The 19778-nt window shown below is 64.8% G+C and carries 20 protein-coding genes; 17 read left to right on the forward strand and 3 right to left on the reverse strand.

Features of this window, described 5'->3' with window-relative positions:
- Positions 1-5: 5 nt before the first annotated feature.
- Positions 6-947, reverse strand: a complete 942-nt coding sequence (locus M2427_RS00675) for a LysR family transcriptional regulator (protein WP_280704125.1) — start codon at positions 945-947, stop codon at positions 6-8.
- A 150-nt stretch (positions 948-1097) separates the two neighbouring features.
- On the opposite strand from M2427_RS00675, the gene M2427_RS00680 reads away from it, so the two are divergent.
- The 9 genes from M2427_RS00680 to M2427_RS00720 all read left to right on the forward strand — a co-directional run bounded on the left by M2427_RS00680 (position 1098) and on the right by M2427_RS00720 (position 9914).
- A complete protein-coding gene (locus M2427_RS00680) occupies positions 1098-2054 on the forward strand; it encodes an N-carbamoyl-D-amino-acid hydrolase (protein ID WP_280704126.1) in 957 nt (318 codons plus the stop codon).
- A gap of 73 nt (positions 2055-2127) precedes the next feature.
- Positions 2128-2955, forward strand: a complete 828-nt coding sequence (locus tag M2427_RS00685) for an ABC transporter substrate-binding protein (protein ID WP_280704127.1) — start codon at positions 2128-2130, stop codon at positions 2953-2955.
- Positions 2952-3809 carry an amino acid ABC transporter permease gene (locus tag M2427_RS00690; protein WP_280704128.1) on the forward strand — a complete coding sequence of 286 codons (858 nt, stop codon included), beginning with the start codon at positions 2952-2954 and terminating at the stop codon, positions 3807-3809. Before M2427_RS00685 ends, M2427_RS00690 begins: the two co-directional genes overlap by 4 nt.
- On the forward strand, positions 3806-4570 hold the full coding sequence (locus M2427_RS00695; protein WP_280704129.1) for an amino acid ABC transporter ATP-binding protein: 765 nt from the start codon (positions 3806-3808) through the stop codon (positions 4568-4570). The genes M2427_RS00690 and M2427_RS00695 overlap by 4 nt, the downstream gene beginning before the upstream one ends.
- Positions 4571-4585: 15 nt before the next feature.
- Positions 4586-5401, forward strand: a complete 816-nt coding sequence (locus M2427_RS00700; RefSeq protein WP_280704130.1) for an ABC transporter substrate-binding protein — start codon at positions 4586-4588, stop codon at positions 5399-5401.
- Positions 5388-6272: a polysaccharide deacetylase gene (locus M2427_RS00705; protein WP_280704131.1), complete on the forward strand. Its 885-nt coding sequence runs from the start codon at positions 5388-5390 to the stop codon at positions 6270-6272. Before M2427_RS00700 ends, M2427_RS00705 begins: the two co-directional genes overlap by 14 nt.
- An 8-nt stretch (positions 6273-6280) precedes the next feature.
- Positions 6281-6937 carry an aspartate/glutamate racemase family protein gene (locus M2427_RS00710; RefSeq protein ID WP_280704132.1) on the forward strand — a complete coding sequence of 219 codons (657 nt, stop codon included), beginning with the start codon at positions 6281-6283 and terminating at the stop codon, positions 6935-6937.
- Positions 6938-6960: 23 nt separating this feature from the next.
- Complete coding sequence (locus M2427_RS00715; protein ID WP_280704134.1) at positions 6961-8544, forward strand: ABC transporter substrate-binding protein; 1584 nt, start codon at positions 6961-6963, stop codon at positions 8542-8544.
- A complete protein-coding gene (locus M2427_RS00720) occupies positions 8541-9914 on the forward strand; it encodes an amidohydrolase family protein (protein WP_280704135.1) in 1374 nt (457 codons plus the stop codon). Before M2427_RS00715 ends, M2427_RS00720 begins: the two co-directional genes overlap by 4 nt.
- On the opposite strand, the gene M2427_RS00725 is transcribed toward M2427_RS00720, so the two are convergent.
- A complete protein-coding gene (locus M2427_RS00725; RefSeq protein WP_280704136.1) occupies positions 9911-10810 on the reverse strand; it encodes a LysR substrate-binding domain-containing protein in 900 nt (299 codons plus the stop codon). The genes M2427_RS00720 and M2427_RS00725 overlap by 4 nt on opposite strands.
- A gap of 134 nt (positions 10811-10944) precedes the next feature.
- On the opposite strand from M2427_RS00725, the gene M2427_RS00730 reads away from it, so the two are divergent.
- Genes M2427_RS00730 through M2427_RS00765 form a run of 8 tightly spaced genes read left to right on the forward strand, consistent with a single transcriptional unit; the run spans position 10945 to position 18731 of the window.
- Complete coding sequence (locus M2427_RS00730) at positions 10945-11982, forward strand: ABC transporter substrate-binding protein (RefSeq protein ID WP_280704137.1); 1038 nt, start codon at positions 10945-10947, stop codon at positions 11980-11982.
- Positions 11983-12010: 28 nt separating this feature from the next.
- Complete coding sequence (locus tag M2427_RS00735) at positions 12011-13051, forward strand: ABC transporter ATP-binding protein (RefSeq protein ID WP_280704138.1); 1041 nt, start codon at positions 12011-12013, stop codon at positions 13049-13051.
- The gene (locus tag M2427_RS00740; RefSeq protein ID WP_280704139.1) at positions 13048-13923 is read left to right on the forward strand and encodes an ABC transporter permease; all 876 of its coding nucleotides are present in this window, start codon (positions 13048-13050) and stop codon (positions 13921-13923) included. The genes M2427_RS00735 and M2427_RS00740 overlap by 4 nt, the downstream gene beginning before the upstream one ends.
- Positions 13920-14726, forward strand: coding sequence for an ABC transporter permease (locus M2427_RS00745; protein ID WP_280704140.1), 807 nt, complete (start codon positions 13920-13922; stop codon positions 14724-14726). The genes M2427_RS00740 and M2427_RS00745 overlap by 4 nt, the downstream gene beginning before the upstream one ends.
- A gap of 8 nt (positions 14727-14734) precedes the next feature.
- Positions 14735-15871 (forward strand): FAD-dependent oxidoreductase, encoded by a 1137-nt coding sequence (locus M2427_RS00750; RefSeq protein ID WP_280704141.1) that lies wholly within the window; start codon positions 14735-14737, stop codon positions 15869-15871.
- Positions 15872-15898: 27 nt separating this feature from the next.
- Positions 15899-16195 (forward strand): (2Fe-2S)-binding protein, encoded by a 297-nt coding sequence (locus tag M2427_RS00755; protein ID WP_280704142.1) that lies wholly within the window; start codon positions 15899-15901, stop codon positions 16193-16195.
- Positions 16192-17610, forward strand: a complete 1419-nt coding sequence (locus M2427_RS00760) for an FAD-dependent oxidoreductase (RefSeq protein ID WP_280704144.1) — start codon at positions 16192-16194, stop codon at positions 17608-17610. The genes M2427_RS00755 and M2427_RS00760 overlap by 4 nt, the downstream gene beginning before the upstream one ends.
- Positions 17607-18731 (forward strand): FAD-dependent oxidoreductase, encoded by a 1125-nt coding sequence (locus tag M2427_RS00765; protein WP_280704145.1) that lies wholly within the window; start codon positions 17607-17609, stop codon positions 18729-18731. Before M2427_RS00760 ends, M2427_RS00765 begins: the two co-directional genes overlap by 4 nt.
- A 13-nt stretch (positions 18732-18744) precedes the next feature.
- Here M2427_RS00765 and M2427_RS00770 read toward each other — a convergent pair whose 3' ends face one another.
- Positions 18745-19668: a LysR family transcriptional regulator gene (locus M2427_RS00770; protein ID WP_280704146.1), complete on the reverse strand. Its 924-nt coding sequence runs from the start codon at positions 19666-19668 to the stop codon at positions 18745-18747.
- Between the last annotated feature and the right edge of the window lie 110 nt (positions 19669-19778).

The following is a 19778-nucleotide window of genomic DNA, read 5'->3' on the forward strand; positions in this document are numbered from 1 at the left end:
TCAGGTCAAAGCTTGCGACGCTCAGTCGCTTTTGCCCCATCTTGCTGGTGTGGCGCTGTGCGTTCCAAGAGCGCACTCTCCTTGCGGATCTCGCCGAGAAAGGCCTTGGCCAGCCGCGACAGCGGCTCCGCTTCCGACCATAGCATGTAGGCGACCGCGTGCGTCGTTGGCGTAAACGGCCGCACGACGAGGCCGTGGCCGCCATTCTGTCGCGGCGAGAAGGGATCGACCACCGAGGCTCCCACGCCGGCGCTCGCGAGCACGCAGGCCGTGTTGCAATAGCGCACCTCGACCGTCGGCTGAAACGGCGCGCCTGCACGGGCAAAACTGTCGCGCACGGCTTCGCCAAGTCGGGTGCCGCGCTCGAGCCCGATAAACGGAAGGCCAGAAAGATCCGCGGCCGAGATCACTGGCTTGTCGGCCAGCGGGTGCTGCGGCGGCAGCACGCAGACCATCTCACCGGTGTGCACCACCTCATGCGCGATACCGGGGTGATGCGTCAGCCCCAGCGCAAAGCCGAGTTCGGCGACGCGGCTGAGCACGCCCTCGATGATGCCCTCGTAGCGCCGCACGTCGAAGAATACGCGCGTCTCCGGGCGCTGGCGCAGGAAGCCCGAGAGTGCGGGGGGAATGATGCTGTAGGCGAGCGGCGGCGTTGCCACGATGGAGAGGTGCCCGGCGCGATTTTCGCGCAGGTCTCGCACGCGGTTCTCAAGCTTGGCGTGCAGCGCGAAGATCGCCTCGCTCTCTTTATAGAGCGCCATCGCTTCCGCGGTCGGAAACAGCCGGTTGTTGACGCGCTCGAACAGCGCGAAGCCCGCCTGCGCCTCCATCGTCTTCAGCGCGTTGCTGACCGCAGGCTGCGACAGCGCCAACTCCTCGGCCGCCGCCACCGTGGTGCGGTGGCGGATGACGGCACGCAGAATCTCAAGCTGGCGCAGGTTCATATCACTGCCTCTTATACTCTAGGCCAAAACATCATAGCACGATGAATTGCTTTTGCAGCGCCGCTTGCGCCTAATGCTTTCGGATTTGCATGCTGGATCAAAGGGTTCGCCGCCCATTGAGGCAGCATTGCGCACATATTGGAGGCAGTCTTGGTTCGTGTCCTTCGCGCCGCCGCAGCCCAGATGGGGCCGACGCAAAAAGCCGATACGCGCGAGCATACGTTGAAGCGGATGCTCGACATGCTGGAGGAGGCCGCCAGCCGCGGCGTGAGCCTGGTCGTGTTTCCCGAGCTAGCCTTCACCACATTCTTTCCGCGCTGGCTGCTCGAAGGCGATGCGCTCGATCAGTATTTCGAGCACGGCATGCCGAACCCCGCCGTGGCAAAGCTTTTCGATCGTGCGCGTGAGCTGCGCGTCGGCTTCTATGTCGGCTATGCCGAGCTGACCCCCGAAGGGCGTCGTTACAATTGCGCCATCCTGGTCGATCGCGACGGCGAGATTCTCGGCCGTTACCGCAAGGTACATCTGCCGGGTTCGGTCGAGCCGCGCGAGGGCGCACGCTACCAGCAGCTCGAGAAGCGCTATTTCGAATATGGCGATCTCGGCTTTCCCGCCTTCCGCGCCGGTTCGGCCTGGGCGCATGCGATCATGGGCATGATGATCTGCAACGATCGCCGCTGGCCGGAGTCCTGGCGCGTGCTCGGTCTGCAGGGCGTCGAACTCGTCTGCATCGGTTACAATTCGGCGGCCTATGATCCCAATGGTGGCACCACCGAAGATGCCTCCTTGCGTACCTTCCACTCGACGCTGGTGACGCAGGCCAATGCCTACATGAACGCGACCTGGGCGATCTCGGTCGCCAAGGCCGGCGATGAGGACGGCTCGGGCCTGATCGGCGGCTCCTGCATCGTCGATCCCAACGGCCGCATCGTCGCGCAGGCCGCGACGCTGACCGACGAGGTGATCGTCGCCGACATCGATCTCGACCTCTGCCGTCAGGGCAAGGACAAGATGTTCAATTTCGCCGCCCACCGCCGGCCCGAGCAATACAGGGTGATCACCGAGCGCGCTGGCGTCATCGAGCCGGCCGTGCTCGACGCGGACTGACTTTGGCACGGCGCTGGCAAAGGCTTGGCAAACGAAAAGATTGGTAAAGCACTGGGTTCGCAAAGGAACTGACATGACACGCCTCTCGCATTTCCTCTCGCTTGCAGCGCTGGCTTCCGTGACCTCCGTGCAGGCGGCCGAGCTTCCGGCGGAAATCAAGCAGGCGGGCGCGCTGAAGCTCACGGTCAACTCCACCTACGCGCCGATGGAATATCGCGATCCCGCCAGCAATGAGCTGGTCGGACTCGACATCGATCTTGCCAACGAAATCGCCAAGCGGCTCGGCGGCCTCAAGATCGTCTGGAGCGAGACGCCATTCGCCGAGCTGATTCCCTCGCTCCAGACCAAGCGCGCCGATTTCATCATCTCCGGCATCTCCGACCGTGCCTCGCGGCGCGAGACCGCTGATTTCGTCGATTACCTCACGACCGGCCCGCAGTTCTTCGTGATGGCCGAGAGCGAGGCCAAGGCCGCGACCGATCTCTGCGGCAAGAAGGTCGGCACCACCCGCAGCACCAGCTTCCCGGCCGAGATCGAGAAGTGGAGCAAGCAGAATTGCGAGGGTGCCGGCAAGCCAGCCATTCAGTACGTGCCGGGCGAGAATTCGATCGATGTTCGCAACCAGCTCAAGCAGGGCCGCATCGACGCTGCCGTGCAAGGCAGCGAGACGCTGCCTTATGCGCAGACGCAGGAGCCCGGCAAATACCGCGTCATCGGTGCGCAGTTGACCATCGGCTATCAGGGCATCATGTTTCGCAAGGATGATGCGGCGCTCCGCGAAGTCGTGACGGAAAAGCTCACTGCGATGATTGCCGACGGTTCGTACAAGGCCATTCTCGACAAATGGGGCCTGGGCGCCAATGCGGTGACCCAGCCGATGCTGAACGCGGCGCCGCAATGAGGCCGGCGCCGGCACTCGCGGAAGGTTTCCCTGACCTGTCGGGGATGCGGATCGCGCGCGAGCCGCACTGGTTTCGCTGGATCAGCGCGGCCCTGATCGTCCTGGTGCTGGCGGCGATCGCGCGTGCCTTTGCCAACGGCCAGATCGAATGGTCCTATGTCAGCCGTTTCATCACGGCCAAGGTGATCCTCGAAGGCATCGTCAACACCATGGTGATGGCGGTGCTGGCGATGGCGCTCGGCATCTTTCTCGGCGTTGTCGTTGCGATCATGCGGCTGTCGCCCAATCCGGTGTTGAAGACGGTCGCGGCCGGCTACACCTGGCTGTTCCGCGGCACGCCCCTCATCCTGCAATTGCTGCTGTGGTTCAACCTCGCGCTGGTGTTCCCGACCATCGGCATCCCCGGCCTGTGGAGCGCGCGTGCCGTCGATGTGATGACGCCGTTCCTCGCCGCGCTGCTCGGGCTCGGCATCAACCAGGGCGCCTATACCTCCGAGGTGATGCGCGCCGGCATGCTGTCGGTCGACATCGGGCAATATGAGGCAGCGCAGGCGATCGGCATGGGGCGGCTGCGCGCGCTGCGCCGGATCATCCTGCCGCAGGCGATGCGCGTGGTGATCCCGCCGCTCGGCAACGAGTTCATCGGCATGGTGAAGGCGACCTCGCTTGCGAGCGTGATCCAGTATCCGGAAGTGCTGCACAACGCGGAGAACATCTATTACGCCAACTCGCGCGTGATCGAGCTCCTGATCGTTGCCGGGCTCTGGTATCTGCTCGTGGTCTCGATCCTGACGCCGCTCCAGATGCTGCTCGAACGCCGCTTCGCCCGCGGCACAGCGCGGCTCGCGCGATGACAAAACCCCTCGTCGCCATCCGCTCCGTCAGCAAGAGTTTTGGAGAGTTCCAGGCTCTCAAAAGCATCTCGCTCGACGTCTGGCCCGGCGAGGTCATGTGCCTGATCGGAGCCTCGGGATCAGGCAAGACCACATTGCTCCGCTGTATCAACCAGCTCGCCGCGATCGATAGCGGCGGCATCTGGCTCGATGACGAGTTGCTGGGCGTGCGCGAGCAGGGTGGGCGACTGCATCGCCTCAGCGAGCGCGAGATCGGACGGCAGCGGCTGAAGACGGGCATGGTGTTCCAGCGCTTCAATCTGTTTCCGCACAAGACGGCGCTCGAGAACATCACCGAAGGCCCGCTCCAGGTGCAGCGACGCAAAGTTGACGAGGTACGCGCCGAGGCGCTGGAGCTGCTCCGGCGTGTTGGCCTATCGGCGAAGGCGGATTCGTATCCCGCGCAGCTCTCCGGCGGTCAGCAGCAGCGCGTGGCGATTGCCCGCGCGCTGGCGATGAAGCCGATGCTGATGCTGTTTGACGAGCCGACCAGCGCGCTCGACCCGGAGCTCGTCGGCGAAGTGCTCGCGGTGATGAAGGAGCTGGCCAAGAGCGGCATGACCATGATGGTGGTGACGCACGAGCTTGGCTTCGCCCGCGAGGTCGCCGATCGCGTCGTCTACATGGACCAGGGTGCGATCATCGAGCAGGGCCGCGCCTCGGACGTGCTGGGCGCGCCGCGCGAGGAGCGGACAAAGGCATTTCTTTCGGCTGTGATCTGAAATGGGGGCGAGTTGATGAAGAGAATTCTGGTTGCGGCGGCGCTGTTCGGTGCCATGACCGTTTCGGCCTTGGCGATCGACCTCCCACCGGAGATCACTAAGCGCGGCAGCATCAAGATTGCGCTGGTCCCGAACTATCCGCCGATGGAGTTCCGCGATCCCGCCACCAACGCGCTGTCCGGCTTCGACATCGATCTCGGCGAGGCGCTCGGGCGCAAGCTCGGCGTCAAGATCGAATGGACCGAGACCAGCTTTGCCGAGTTCATGCCGTCGATTTCGACGGGAAGGGTGGATGCCATCCTGTCCGGCTTCACCGACTATGCGAGCCGGCACGACATTGCCTCCTTCGTCGACTATTTGCGCAGCGGCCCGAAGTTCTTCGTGCAGCAGTCACGTGCGTCCGAGTTCAAGGACATGGTGGCGCTGTGTGGCAAGAAGGTCGGCGCCAGCCGCCGGACCATGTTCCCGGCAGAGATCGACAAATGGAGCCAGAAGAATTGCGCCAGCAATCCGGTCCAATTCGTCGGGACAGACGGCTCGGCGGATGCCCGCACGCAGCTCAGGCAGGGCCGCATCGACGCCGCCGTGCAGGGTAACGAGACGCTGCCTTATGTGATGGACCTCGAGCCCGGCACCTACGCGCCGGTCGGTGACCCTTTCGCGACGCAGTTCACGGGTATCGCGCTGCCGGTCAAGGAAAAGGCGTTGCAACAGGCTGTGGCCGACGCACTCGATGCGCTGATCGCGGATGGCACTTACAAGACCCTGCTTGCCAAGTGGAAACTCACCGACAACGCAATAGAGAAGGCGACCATCAATGCTGGACAGTAAAGCGCTCCAGAGCATTCCGCTCACCCCAGCCAACACCGCGGATCCCGCGCCGGACTATCCGTGGCCAAAGCCGTACAAATCGGCGATGTTCCTCTCCTTCGACGTCGATGCGGAGAGCGCGTGGACCAGCAAGGATGCCGTGCATGCGCAGCGGCTCATCACGATGAGCTATGGCGGCTATGAGGCGCGCGTTGGCACGCCGAAGCTTTTGGAGCTGCTTGATCAACTCGATCTCAAGGCGACTTTCTTCGTCACGGGCTGGTCCGTCGACGCGCATCCGGCGATGGCCGAATCCATTCTCAAGGCCGGCCACGAGATCGGCCATCACGGCTATCATCATCTGCTGCCCGATCCCGGCGATCCCTGGATTGAGGAGGAGCTGGAGCGCGGTTTCGAGGCGCTGAAGCGACGGCTCGGCGTCAAGCCATCAGGCTATCGGGCTCCTTACGGCGAGTTCACCGAGGAGCTGCGCGTCGCGCTGGTGCGCCACGGCATCGTCTACACCTCCTCGTTCCGCGACGACGTCAGGCCCTATCGCCATCGCCTCGCCGACGGCAAGCCCGGCACGATCGAGCTGCCTGTCACCGCGAGCTATGACGATTGGATGCACGGCCTCTCGGCCCGCTTCAGCCCGCGCTCGATCTTCCCGAGGGAGCATGTGCTCTCGCTCTGGAAGGACGAGCTGGATGAGGTCCGTGACTGGGGCGCGATGGTGACCACGGTGCTGCATCCGCAATGCAGCGGCCGTCCAATGCGGCTGCGCTTGCTGCGCGAGTTTCTGACCTACGCAAAGTCGTGCCCTGACGTCTGGATCACCACCGGCGAGAAGATCGCGGACAACTTCCTGCGCCACGAGGCTGCTGACCGTTGAGCGATGCTATGACCCGTCCCCGCATCCTCGTCATCAACCCCAACTCCTCGGCGTCGGTGACGGCGGCGATTGACGACGCGGTCGCGCCGCTGCGCATCTCAGGCGGGCCTGAGATCGAGGTGGTGGGCCTTGCCGAGGGGCCGCCCGGCATCAGCTCGCAGCGCGATGCCGACAGTGTCGTCATGCCGCTGGTGAACCGTGTGTCGCGCGACAACGCGGATGCCTTCGTGCTCGCCTGCTTCAGCGATCCCGGCCTGCATGCGGTGCGCGAGGCGGCGAGCGGTCGCCCCGTGATGGGCATCGCCGAATGCGGCATTTTCCGCGCGCTGATGCTCGGCGAGCGCTTTGGCATCATCGCGCTGTCGCCGTCGAGCATCCGCCGCCAGCAGCGCATGGTGCGGGTGATGGGCGTCGATGGCCGCTATGCCGGAAGCTGGTCGGTCGGCGCGAGTGCGGCCGAGACGGCGGGCGCTGATATCCGCGGACGGCTGATCGAGGCCGGCCGCGCGCTGGTCACCCAATGCCGCGCCGATGTCGTGGTGATGGGCTGCGCCGGCATGGCCTCGCACCGCGCGGCGATTGCGGAGGCGATCGGCGTGCCCGTTGTCGAGCCGGCGCAACAGGCGGTGGCCGTCGCAATCGGTGCGGTTTTGTTGAATACGTAAGGTACCTTCAGGAGCCTCTTGCAATGCCTCTCTCCCGCCGCTCGCTCCTCAAGGCCGCCGCAACGGTACCGGCGTTGTCGCTGCCGGGCATCGTCCGCGCTGAATCGCAGTCCACGTTGCGCTTCATCCCCGTCATCGACCTCGCCTTCATCGATCCCATCTATTCGACCGCGCAGGTGTCGCGAAACCACGGCTTCATGGTCTACGACACGCTCTATGGCATGAGCTCCTCGTTCCAGGTCTCGCCGCAAATGCTGTCGGGCCACACCATCTCCGGCGACCAGCTCCAGTGGGACCTCAGCTTGCGTGACGGCCTGTTTTGGCACGACGGCGAGCGCGTGCTCGCGCGCGACTGCGTTGCCAGCATCCGTCGCTGGGCCGCGCGCGACGGTTTTGGCGGCGAACTGATGGAAGCAACTGCTGAACTCTCAGCCGCCGACGATCACACCATTCGCTTCCGTCTCAAGCGACCGTTCCCGCTGCTGCCGCAGGCCCTCGGCAAGGCCGCAATCAACGCCTGCTTCATGATGCCGGAGCGGCTGGCGAGCCAGGATCCGTTCAAGCCACTGACCGAGGTGATCGGCAGCGGTCCGTTCCGTTATCTCGCCGACGAGCGTGTGCAGGGCGCCCGCAACGCCTACGCGAAGTTCGAGCGATACCAGCCGCGGACCGACGGCAAGCCGGATTGGACGGCGGGTCCGAAGATCGTCCACTACGACCGTGTGGTATGGACCACCACGCCCGACGCCGGCACCGGCGTCGCCGCGCTGCAGACGGGCGAACAGGACTGGCAGGAGACCACGCCGCACGATCTTTTGCCGATCATCAAGGCCGCCGGCGATATCGAGACGCGCATCCTCGATTCCAGGGGCTATGCCTGCATGCTACGCCTCAATCACCTGCAGCCGCCGTTCGACAATCCCGCCGTTCGCCGCGCGCTGCTCGGCGCGATCGACCAGTCCGCCTTCATGACTGCAGTCGCCGGCACCGATCCCGCCTTCCAGGTCTCGCCGATCGGCTTCTTCGCGCCGGGGACACCGATGGCGAACGAGGTTGGTCTCGACGTGTTCCGCGGTCCGCGCAACTACGACAAGGTCAAGGCCGATTTGAAGGCTGCCGGCTACAACGGCGAGAAGATCGTGCTGCTCGTGCCCACCAACTCGCTGGCGCAGAAGCCGCTCGGCGAGATCGCGGTGGATAGTTTGCGCAAGGCCGGCATGAATGTCGAATATGCCGGGCTCGATTTCGCCGTCGTGCTGCAGCGCCAGTTGAAGAAGGACCCGATCGGGCAAGGCGGCTGGAGCGCCGCGGTCGGCAATTGGCAGGGCATCGACTGGCTCAATCCGGCCGGCAACGCCAACATTCGCGGCGAGGGCAAGGTTGCCGGCTGGTATGCGAGCGAGAAGATGGGGCCGTTGCGCAGCCAATGGCTGGCGGCTTCCGAGGTTGCCGAGCAACAGCGCATCTGCCGTGAGATACAGGCGGTCGCATTCGAGGAAATCCCCTATATTCCGATCGGCCTGTACAAGCAGCCGACTGCCTATCGCAAAGACATCACCGGCATTCTCGACGGCACCGCCGTCTTCTGGAACGTGCGCCCCGCATGAGCACCACAGCAATTTTCGGCAGCTATGTGCTGTCACGCAAGGACGGTGCGCAGGACGTGCTGCGCGACCATTGGGTTCTCGTTGAAGGCAAGAAGATTGCCGCCATCACGCGCGACAAGCCTAGTGCGGATCAGGTCTACGACCGTCCCGGCCGTTTCATGCTGCCGGGCCTCCTGAACCTGCACAATCACTGCTTCTCCGAAGCGGTGGCGCGCAGCCACAGCGAGGACGGCAATGGCCGCAAGAACAACCAGAGTATCGTCTATACGGTGCTGCTGCCGCTGACCAAGCGTGGCGCCGAAATCCTGTCGGCGGAGGAGCGGCTGGCCGTCGCGCGGCTCGGCATCCTCCAACTGCTCAAGGGCGGCGCTACCACGGTGATGGAGCCGTTCCGCAATTCGATCCCCGAGATGTTCGACGCGGCGGAGGAGATGGGCATCCGCTTCTATGGCGCGCCCTATCTGTTCTCGACCTCCGACGCCAAGGCGGGAGCGGACGGCGTGGTCCGTTATTCCGGCGACGACGGCACCGCCGACATGGCGACGTGGGATGCGCTCTACCAGCGCTGGAACAATCGCGGCGACGGTCGCATCAACCTCGCGATGAGCCCGCACGCCACCGACACCTGCGGCCCCGATCTCCTGAAAGCCTGCGCCACGCGGGCGCGCGAGCTCGGCGTGCCCATCACGACGCATATGGCGCAGAGCCGCGGCGAGGTCGAGACCATCGGCAAGCGCTATGGCGGCCGCACCCCGGCTGAGTATCTGGACTGGCTCGGCCTGCTCGCGCCAGACCTGATGGCGGCGCACTGCATGTTCAGCAGCGACGACGATCTCAAGCTGATGGCCGCGCGCGGCATGACCGTGCTGAACTGCCCACGCGTATTCGCGCGCGCCGGCATCACGGCCGCCTTCAGCCGCTTCGCCGAGCATGGCGTGCGAACCGTGGTGGGCACCGACGGTTACAACATGGACCTGCTCGGCGAGCTCAATGCGGCATCGCTGATCTCCAAGGTCACCTCGGCACGCGCCGATGTCGCCAATTCGCCGGAACTGATCGAGGCGAACACGGCTATTGCCGCCGACGTCATCAAGCGGCCGGACCTCGGCCGGATCGAGCTAGGTGCGACCGCCGACCTCACCGTGGTCGATCTCACCCATCCGCATCTCCAGCCGCTGTTCGACCCGCGCCGCGCGCTGATCGCGCTCGCCAACCGTGCCAACATCGATCAGGTCATGGTCGATGGCCGCATGCTGGTCGACGAGGGGCGCTATCTCGGTGCGAACGAGGCGGCGATCACCGCGGCGGGCACAGCCGCGATCGGCAAGATCTGGGATCTGCCGGAGGCGCAGGCCGCGTTCAACGGCTAGCTCTCGAACTCCGCGAGTGACTTGCGCATAGTCTCGACCAGATCCAGCGCCACCGGCGAGGGGCTACGCTGCGCGGGAAACACGGCGGAGAATTCGAAGTCGATGCGCGGCAGGAAGCGGCGAACGACGACGCCGCGGGTGGAAAATTCCTGCGCCGTAAAGGGATCGCAGATGGCGACCCCAAGCCCTGACGACACCATGCCGCACATGATCTCGGACAGCGCGGTCTCTACCCGCAGTACCCGGCGAACATCGTGCCGATGGAAGATCTGGTCGATTAGATGCCGGCTCGACGATCCCGCCGACAGCGAGATGAAGGTCTCGCCCTCGAAGTCGCGTGGCTCGAGAACTTCCTTTTCTGCGAGGCGATGGCCAATCGGCAGCACAGCGACGCGCGCGGGCGCCGGCAATTTCTGGCTTGGTAGGCCGGAATGCGCGATCGGCACCTCGGCAAAGCCGACGTCGCACTGATTGTTCAGCACCCAGTCGACCACGATCGGCGAGATCACGCCGAAGAAAGCGAGATTGAGGTTCGGCCGCTCCTTCAGGAAGTGGCCGGTCAGCCGCGGCAGATAGCCGTTCGACAGCGCCGGCAGTGCTGCGATCCGTAGCGAGCCGGTCCTGCGGCCGCGGATTTCCTCGGCAGCCGCAGTGATACGCTCGAGGCCGACGAAGGAGCGCTCGACTTCGGTGTAAAGCGCCATGGCCGCGGCGGTCGGCACCAGGCCCGTCCCGCGCCGCTCGAACAGCTCCATTTTCAACAGCGCCTGGAGGTCGCGCAGCAACCGGCTCACCGCCGGCTGCGTTACCGTCATCAGCGCCGCAGCCTCGGTGACGCTGCCGGTCAGCATCGTCGCCCGGAAGGCCTCCACCTGCCGCGAATTGATCCGCGCCATCCCAATTTCCATTCATAACATTTCGGCATGTAGAGGGTGCCATTATTCATTGGACGATGGAAGCCGGGGTTTGCGATCTTTTTCATCAGGACTGAAGACAGCCCGCTTTTTCGGCAGATTGGAGATCGGACCACATGAAGACTTTCAGCCTTCTCGCAGCGGTCAGCATTGCAGCGCTTGTCGGCGCCCCGTCGGCCGCCTCCGCTCAGCAGAAAACGCTCTATGTCGCCGGTTACGGTGGCTCGTTCGAGAAGACCATCCGCGACGAGGTGATCCCGACCTTCGAGAAGGAGAACAACGTCAAGGTCGAATACGTCGCCGGCAATTCGACTGATACGCTGGCCAAGCTGCAGGCGCAGAAGGGCAACCAGCAGATCGACGTCGCCATCGTCGACGACGGTCCGATGTACCAGGCGATCCAGCTCGGCTTCTGCGGCAAGCTCGAAGGCCTGCCGGCCGCCGATCTCTACGACACCGCGCGCTTCAAGGACGATCGCGCCGTTGCGATCGGCATCGTCGCGACCGGCCTGATGTACAACACCAAGGTGTTCGCCGAGAAAGGCTGGGCGCCGCCGACCTCGTGGAATGATCTGAAGGATACCAAATACGCCAAGCAGCTCGTGATCCCGCCGATCAACAACACCTATGGTCTCGAAGCGCTGGTGATGCTGTCGAAGATGAATGGCGGCGGCGAGTCCAACGTCGATTCGGGCTTCAAGATCTTCAAGGAAGAGATCAATCCGAACGTGCTCGCTTACGAGCCGTCGCCGGGCAAGATGACCGAGCTGTTCCAGTCCGGCCAGGCCGTGATCGCGGTGTGGGGCACCGGCCGCGTGCAGAGCTTTGCCAACACCGGCTTCCCCGTCGACTTCGTCTACCCCAAGGAAGGCGCGGCAACGCTGCTGACGACGGCCTGTCCGATCGCCAAGCCGAATGCTTCGCCGCTGGCCTCAAACTTCGTCAAGATGCTGCTCGATCCCAAGATTCAGCTCGTGATGCTGAAGGACTACGGCTACGGCCCGGTGCTGAAATCGCTGGTCGTGCCGCCGGAGCTCGGCAAGATGGCGCCGATCGGCGAGCGCGCAGCCAAGCTCTATAATCCCGACTGGACCGCCATCAACGAGAAGCGCGAGGAATGGACCAAGCGCTGGAACCGCGAGGTCGAGCGCTGATCTGATCGTCCACAGCGGAGACAGCGGCATGGCCTTTCTCGAGCTCGATCGGGTCGCCAAGCAGTTCGGCGCGCAGACTGTGGTCGATGACTTCAGTCTTGCGGTGGGCAAGGGGGAGTTCATCTCCTTCCTTGGGCCCTCCGGCTGCGGCAAGACCACGACCTTGCAGATGATCGCGGGCTTCCTCGATCCCACGCGCGGCGCGATCCGCCTGGAGGACAAGGACCTCACCGCGATCCATCCGGCCAAGCGCGGGCTCGGCATCGTGTTCCAGAGCTATGCGCTGTTTCCGCACATGACGGCGGCCGAGAACGTCGCCTTCGGCCTCGAGATGCGCCATGTGTCGCGCGCCGAAAGAGCCGAACGGGTTCGTGCTGCGCTCGCAATGGTGGGCCTTGCCGGCTACGAGGAGCGCCATCCCCGCCGCATGTCCGGCGGCCAGCAGCAGCGCGTGGCGCTGGCGCGTGCGTTGGTGATCAAGCCGAGCGTGCTGCTGCTCGACGAGCCGCTGTCGAACCTCGATGCCAAGCTGCGCGAGGAGATGCAGATCGAGCTGCGCCAGATTCAGCGCACCATCGGTACCACCACGATCCTCGTCACCCACGATCAGAACGAGGCGATGTCGCTGTCCGACCGCATCGTGGTGATGAGCCAGGGCAAGATCGAGCAGATCGGCACGCCGCAGGAGACCTATGAGAGGCCGGCCTCGGCCTTTGTCTCGCAGTTTTTGGGCAAGACCAACGACTTTGCCGCGGCGATCGATCGGAACGCGATGCCGGCACGGCTCGTCGCTGGTTCGTGGAGTGCGCCGGCGCCTGCTGGCCTCAACGGCCCAGTGACGGTCAGTATCCGCCCCGAACGCATCGGCTTCGGCGATGCCGGCCTCAGCGCCAAGATCGTCACGCGCATCTTCCAGGGCAATCACTGGCTGTTTCAGTGCGACAGCGAATGCGGCCCTGCGATCGTGATCCGTCAGAATGACGGCACGGCGCAACCGGGCGAAGACGAGGCCGTTCGCCTCACCTGGCGGCCCGAGGATATGAGCGTGCGCGCGAGGGCTGGCGCATGAGTGCGGCCGCCGAGGAGCGCAGCGCGCGTGCACCTTGGGCACTGACGGCGCCTGCCTTGATGCTGTTCGTCGGCGTGCTGCTGATTCCGTTGGCGATGACCGTGATGCTGTCGTTCTACGATTGGGGCCAGTACAAGGGCATCGAGCCGGTCTTCATCCTGAAGAACTGGAGGGAGATCGCGACTGATCCCTATTACGCCGAGATGTTCTGGCGGACGTTTCGCATTGCGATCCTGACGACGTTGCTTACGGCTTTGCTCGGCGCGCCCGAGGCCTACATCCTCAACCGCATGAGCGGCCGCTGGAAGAGTTTTTTCTTGCTGGTCATCTTGGGGCCGCTGCTCATCTCGGTGGTGGCGCGCACGCTCGGCTGGGCGCTGTTGTTCGGCGGCAACAACGGTCTCGTCAACAAGCTCTTGATGTCGCTCGGTGCGATCCGCTCCCCCATTCCCTTCATGTTTACCGAAACCGGCATGGTCGTCGCGCTCGCGCATGTCATGATGCCGTTCATGGTGCTGTCGGTGTGGGCGGCGCTGCAGCGGCTCGATCCGCAGATCGAGAATGCCGCGATGTCGCTCGGCGCCGGCCCGGTCACCATCATCCGCCGCATCATCATGCCGCAGATCATGCCGGGCGTCCTGTCGGGCGCGATCATCGTGTTCTCGCTCTCGGCCAGCGCCTTTGCGACGCCTGCGATCATCGGCGGCCGAAGGCTCAAGGTGGCGGCGACGCTGGCCTATGACGAATTCCTCAACACGCTGAACTGGCCGCTGGGAGCTGCGGTCGCCACGCTGCTGCTGGTCGCGCTGGTGCTGATCGTCGTCGGCAGCAACGCGCTGATCGAGCGGCGCTATGCGGAGGTGTTCCGATGAGACGGAACGGCCCGCTGGCGCTGATCTTCCACACTGTCTTCGTCATCGTCATGGTGGCGCCGATCGTGGTGGTCTGCCTCGTCGCCTTCACACCCGAAGGCTTCCTGTCGCTGCCGACCAACGGATTCTCGCTGCGCTGGTTCAGGGCGATCGGCAACTATCCCGAATTCATCCACGCCTTCTGGGTCAGCCTCGGGCTCGGTGCGCTGTCGTCCTTCGTGGCACTGCTGTTTGCCGTCCCTGCGGCGCTCGCGATCGCGCGCTATCGCTTCCGTGGCCGGGACGCGCTGGCGGCGCTGTTCCTGTCGCCGCTGATGATCCCGCATGTGGTGCTCGGCATCGCCTTTCTGCGCTTCTTCACCTCGGCGGGTCTCGGGGGCAGCTTTGCCGCGCTGATCATCGCCCATGTCATCATCGTGTTTCCGTTCGCGCTGCGGTTGACGCTGGCGGCGGCGACCGGCATGGACCGCACGGTCGAGATGGCGGCGGTCTCGCTCGGCGCCGGCGGTTGGACGCTGTTTCGGCGCGTGACGCTGCCGCTGATCCTTCCTGGTGTCATCAGCGGCTGGGCGCTCGCTTTCATCCAGTCCTTCGACGATCTGACCATGACCGTCTTTCTCGCGGCGCCCGGCACCGAGACGTTGCCGGTGCGCATGTTCCTTTATATCCAGGACAACATCGATCCGCTGGTGACGTCGGTCTCGGCCTGCGTGATCGCTGTGACCATGACCGCCCTCATTCTGCTCGACCGCTTCTACGGGCTCGACCGCGTGCTCGCCGGCAAGGGCGACACGGGACGATAGGAGAAATGATGCCCAAGGATTATGACGTCGCCGTCGTCGGCGGCGGATTGCTCGGCTCCGCCATTGCCTGGGGCCTCGGCCGGCTCGGCAAGAGCGTCGCCGTGCTCGACGAAGGCGACATCACCAAGCGCGCTTCGCGCGCGAACTTTGCGCTGGTCTGGGTCCAGAGCAAGGGCCTCGGCATGCCCGCTTATACGGTCTGGACCGTGCGGGCGTCAGAAGCCTGGAGCCGGCTCGCCTCGGAGCTGAAGCAGCAGACTGGTCTCGATGTCGCGCTCCAGCAGAATGGCGGCTTCCATCTGACGCTCGGTGACGACGAATTCGGCCAGCGTGTTGAGCTGGTCAAGCGCATGCACAACCAGACTGGCGCGGCCGACTACAAGATGGAGATGCTCTCGGCCTCCGAGGTGAAGAAGTTGCTGCCGCTGATCGGGCCCGAAGTGTCCGGCGGCAGCTATTGCCCGCTCGACGGCCACGTTAATTCGCTGCGCACGTTCCGTGCGTTCCACACCGGCTTCAGAGAATTCGGCATCGACTATTTCCCGGAGCAGCCGGTCTCGGCGATCAGCAAGAGCGGCGGCGAATTCCGCCTGACCACCCCGAAGGGCGAGCTGCGCGCCGCCAAAATCGTGCTCGCCGCCGGCAATGCCAACCAGACGCTGGCGCCGATGGTGGGCCTCTCAGCGCCGATGGGCCCGACCCGCGGTCAGGTCGTGGTGACCGAGCGCACCATGCCGTTCCTGCCGCATCCGCTGACCACGATCCGCCAGACCGACGAGGGCACCGTGATGATCGGCGACAGCAAGGAAGACGAGCTGGATGATCGCACCTTGAAGCCTTCGATCAGCGGCGTGATGGCCGATCGCGCGCAGCGCATGTTTCCGCATCTCGCGCGGCTCAACGTTGTCAGGAGCTGGTCCGGCATCCGCGTCATGCCGCAGGACGGTTTTCCGATCTACGACCAGTCGGAGACGCATCCCGGCGCCTTCGTCGCGTGCTGCCATTCCGGCGTCACGCTCGCCTCAAACCACGCCTTCGACGTCGCGCGTATGGTCGCGCAGGGCGCGCTCGAGCCGCAGTTGGTCGGCGCATTCTCGGCGAGCCGTTTTGGTGGCGCGGGCGCGGCGAACAACAGCGGCTATTAGATATATCAAGGAGCCACGAGGCATCCCATGTTTAGACGATCCGAACAGGACAAGCGCCCACCCGTGCAGATCTTCGTCGATGGCATTGCCGTCGCGGCGCGCCAGGGCGATACGGTTTCCGCTGCACTCTTGGCATCCGGTCAGGACGCGCGGCGCTCGACGGCGGTCAGCGGCGCGCCGCGTCTGCCTTACTGCATGATGGGCGTGTGCTTCGACTGCCTCGTCACCATCGACGGCGTCGGCAACCGCCAGGGCTGCCTCGTGCCTGTTGCCGAAGGCATGCAGGTCGAGATCCAGAAGGGCAAGCGGGAGATCGGACGATGAGCGTGGCTCCCAAACGCGAAGATTATGATGTCGTGGTGATCGGCGCCGGGCCCGCTGGTCTCGCGGCCGCGGCGACGTCAGCTGAGGCCGGCCTGTCGACGCTGTTGCTCGACGAGAACATCGGCCCGGGCGGTCAGGTGTTTCGCGCGATCTCCTCCACGCCGGTGACGGATCGAAATCGGCTCGGTGCGGATTACTGGGTCGGTGCCGATCTCGTGCAGTCGCTGCGCGCGAGTAGTGCCGAGGTGATCCATCGTGCCACCGTCTGGAGCCTCGATCGCAATCTCGACATCGCCGTTTCCATCGGCGGCGCCTCGGCATTCGTCAAGGCCAAGCGCGTCATTCTCGCCACCGGTGCATTGGAGCGGCCGTTCCCGATTCCCGGCTGGACGCTGCCGGGCGTGATGACTGCGGGGGCCGCGCAGACGATGTTGAAATCATCGGCGCTGGTGCCTGATGGACGCACTGTCATTGCGGGGCAGGGACCGCTACTCTGGCTGCTCGCCGCGCAGATCCTGCGCCTCGGCGGCCGGATCGACCGCATTCTCGATACCACCGAGCGCGGCAATTATTTCGCCGCGCTGCCTCACGCTCTTGCCTTCCTGACCTCGCCCTATTTCACCAAGGGCCTGTCGATGATGCGCGAGGTCAAGGCCAAGGTGCAGGTCGTCTCGGGCGTCACCGAGCTTTCTGCATCCGGAGAGGGCCAGCTTGCCAGCGTCAGCTACGTCGCCGGCGGCAGGCGCGAGAGCATTCCCGCAGACCTGCTGCTGCTGCATCAGGGAGTCGTTCCTAACGTCAACCTCGCCATGTCGGCGGATATCAAACATCAATGGGATGATCTGCAGCTGTGCTGGTCGCCCGTGCTCGACGCGAACGGCAATTCCTCGGTCGCCGGCATTGCCATCGCCGGCGACGGCGCCGGCATCGGTGGCGCGAATGCCGCCGTGGTCCGCGGTCGCATTGCGGCGCGCGCGGCGGTGGAGACGCTGGCGCCTGCGGCCGCTGCGAAGCTGCCCGCGATGGCGACGCTCCGTTCTGAGCTTGCCAAAGCCGAACGCGGCCGCGTTTTCCTCGACACGCTGTTCCGCCCGTCACAGCAGTTCCGCATTCCCACCGGCGACACCATCGTCTGCCGCTGCGAGGAGGTGACCGCGAAGGACGTTCTCGAGTCCGTTGCGATCGGCGCGACCGGACCGAACCAGCTCAAGGCCTATCGCCGCACCGGCATGGGCCCCTGCCAGGGCCGGCTATGCGGCCTTACCGTCACCGAGCTGATGGCGCAGGCGCGCGGCAAGAATCCGCAGGAGATCGGTTATTACCGGCTGCGCGCGCCGGTGAAGCCGATCACGCTCGCAGAGCTTGCTGCCGTTCCGAAAACGGAAGACGACGTCAAGGCCGTGGTGCGCGGATGACGATAAACGTGGATGCGATCGTCATTGGCGGCGGCATCCACGGATGCTCGACCACGCTGCATCTGTGCCTTGCCGGCTTGAAGCCGGTGCTGATCGAGAAGGACTATGCCGGCCGCCATGCCTCAGGCGTTAATGCCGGCGGCGTCCGTCAGCTCGCGCGGCACATTCCCGAGATCCCGCTCTCGATCCGCTCCATGGGGATCTGGGAGAAGATCAAGGACCTTCTCGACGACGATTGCAGCTTCGAGAGCCACGGCCAGGTGCTGGTCGCCGAGAGCGCGGAGGAACTCGCGGTCTGCCGCGCGCGCGTCGCCGAGCTCAATGCGCTAGGGTTCACCCATGAAGAGCTGATCGACGCGACCGAGCTGCGGCGGCTTGTGCCGGCGGTCGCCGAGACCTGCCCCGGCGGCGTGGTCTCGCGCCGCGACGGCGCGGCCAATCCGGCGCAGACGACGACGGCGTTCCGGCGCAAAGCCGAGCAGTCAGGGGCCACCGTGCGCGAGGGCGTGGCGGCCAGCAATATTCGCTACAGTGACGGTCTTTGGCACGTCGATGTCGGGACTGAGACTTTCGCCGCGCCGGTGCTCGTCAACGCCGCCGGCGCCTGGGCCGGGAAGATCGCCGCTGATCTTGGCGAGCCGGTGCCGGTCGAGACCGTCGCGCCGATGTTGATGATCACTTCGCGCGTGCCGCACTTCATCGACCCCGTGGTGATCCTGCGCGGGCGAAAGCTCTCGTTCAAGCAATTCTCAAACGGCACCGTGCTGATCGGCGGCGGCCATCTGGCGACGCCCTATCAGGATCGCAACGAAACGGTGCTGGACTGGAAGAGTCTCGCCATCAGCGCGCGCACCGTGTTCGAACTGTTCCCGGTGATGCGCAGTGCCACCATCGTCCGCGCCTGGGCCGGTATCGAGGCCAAGATGAAGGACGACATTCCCGTGTTCGGCCCGAGTTCGCGCCACAAGGGGCTCTTTCATCAGTTCGGCTTCTCGCTGCACGGTTTCCAGCTCGGCCCCGGCGCCGGCGCCGTGATGGCGGAGCTAATCGTCAATGGTGGTACCCAGACCCGCATCAGCGATCTCGGCATCGATCGCTTCCATCCCTCGGTCGCCCGCTGAAGCGCTGATCCGTTCAGTCGGAGACAGCGAACATTTCCACGAGCGTCTCGCGCAGCCAGCGTTGCGCAGGCACGGTGTCGTTGCGCTGATGCCAGAACAGGCTGACGATGCGCGCCGGTGCCTGCAGCGGCAGCGGCACCGCATGCAGGAACGGTGCGTGGCGTGACTGGGAGCGCAGATCGCTCGGCAGCACGGCGATGAGGTCGGACTGACGCACGATCTCATAGGCGGCGCTGTAATGATTGACGGTCGCGACCAGGTTGCGCGACAGCCCGCGTGAGGCCAGGAACAGGTCATAGGTCGGGGCGCGCTTCCCGGCCAAGTTCACGTCGACATGCCGAGCGTTCAGAAATGCGCGCGTGCTGAGCCGCTTCTGGGCCGCCAGCGGGTGGTCGCGCCGCATGAAGCAGGCATAATCGACGGTCCAGAGTGAGCGCGAACGAATGGCGGTTGGCTGCTGTGCTTCGTTGACGTAAACACTCAGCACGCAATCGACCCGGTTGTCTTCGAGCTGATCGGCAATGTCCAAAATCGTGTTGGGGACGGTATGGACGCGTGCCTTGGGTGCGACGTCGCCGAGATGGTTCATTAGGTTCGGCATCACCAGCGAAGCGACGTAGTCCGACATCGACAGGCTGAATTCGGTCTGCGCGCGGGCGGGATCGAACACCTGCCCGTCGAGCGCGCTGCGGACGTTTTCCAGCGCCTCACCGATCGGCTCCCAGAGAACGACGGCGCGCTGGGTCGGACGGATCCCGGTGCCAGACCGCACGAACAGGGGATCGCCGAGCGCAGCACGCAGGCGCGCGAGCGCGTTGCTGACGGCGGGCTGGGTCATCGTCAGCGCGCTCGCCGCGCGCGTGACGCTGCCCTCGGTCATCAACGCCTCGAAGACTTTCAGCAGGTTGAGGTCGAGCGCCCGGAAGGACAAGAACATTCACCATAGTGATGTATTAGATCATCATTATAAATTATGACGATAACGTCATTTTGTCTATTGTTTCCTCCCGACGACAAGCGGTGCCGGCCCGCGGGGATCGAAGGGGA

The sequence above is a fragment of the Bradyrhizobium sp. BR13661 genome (assembly GCF_029892425.1).
Taxonomy (GTDB): domain Bacteria; phylum Pseudomonadota; class Alphaproteobacteria; order Rhizobiales; family Xanthobacteraceae; genus Bradyrhizobium.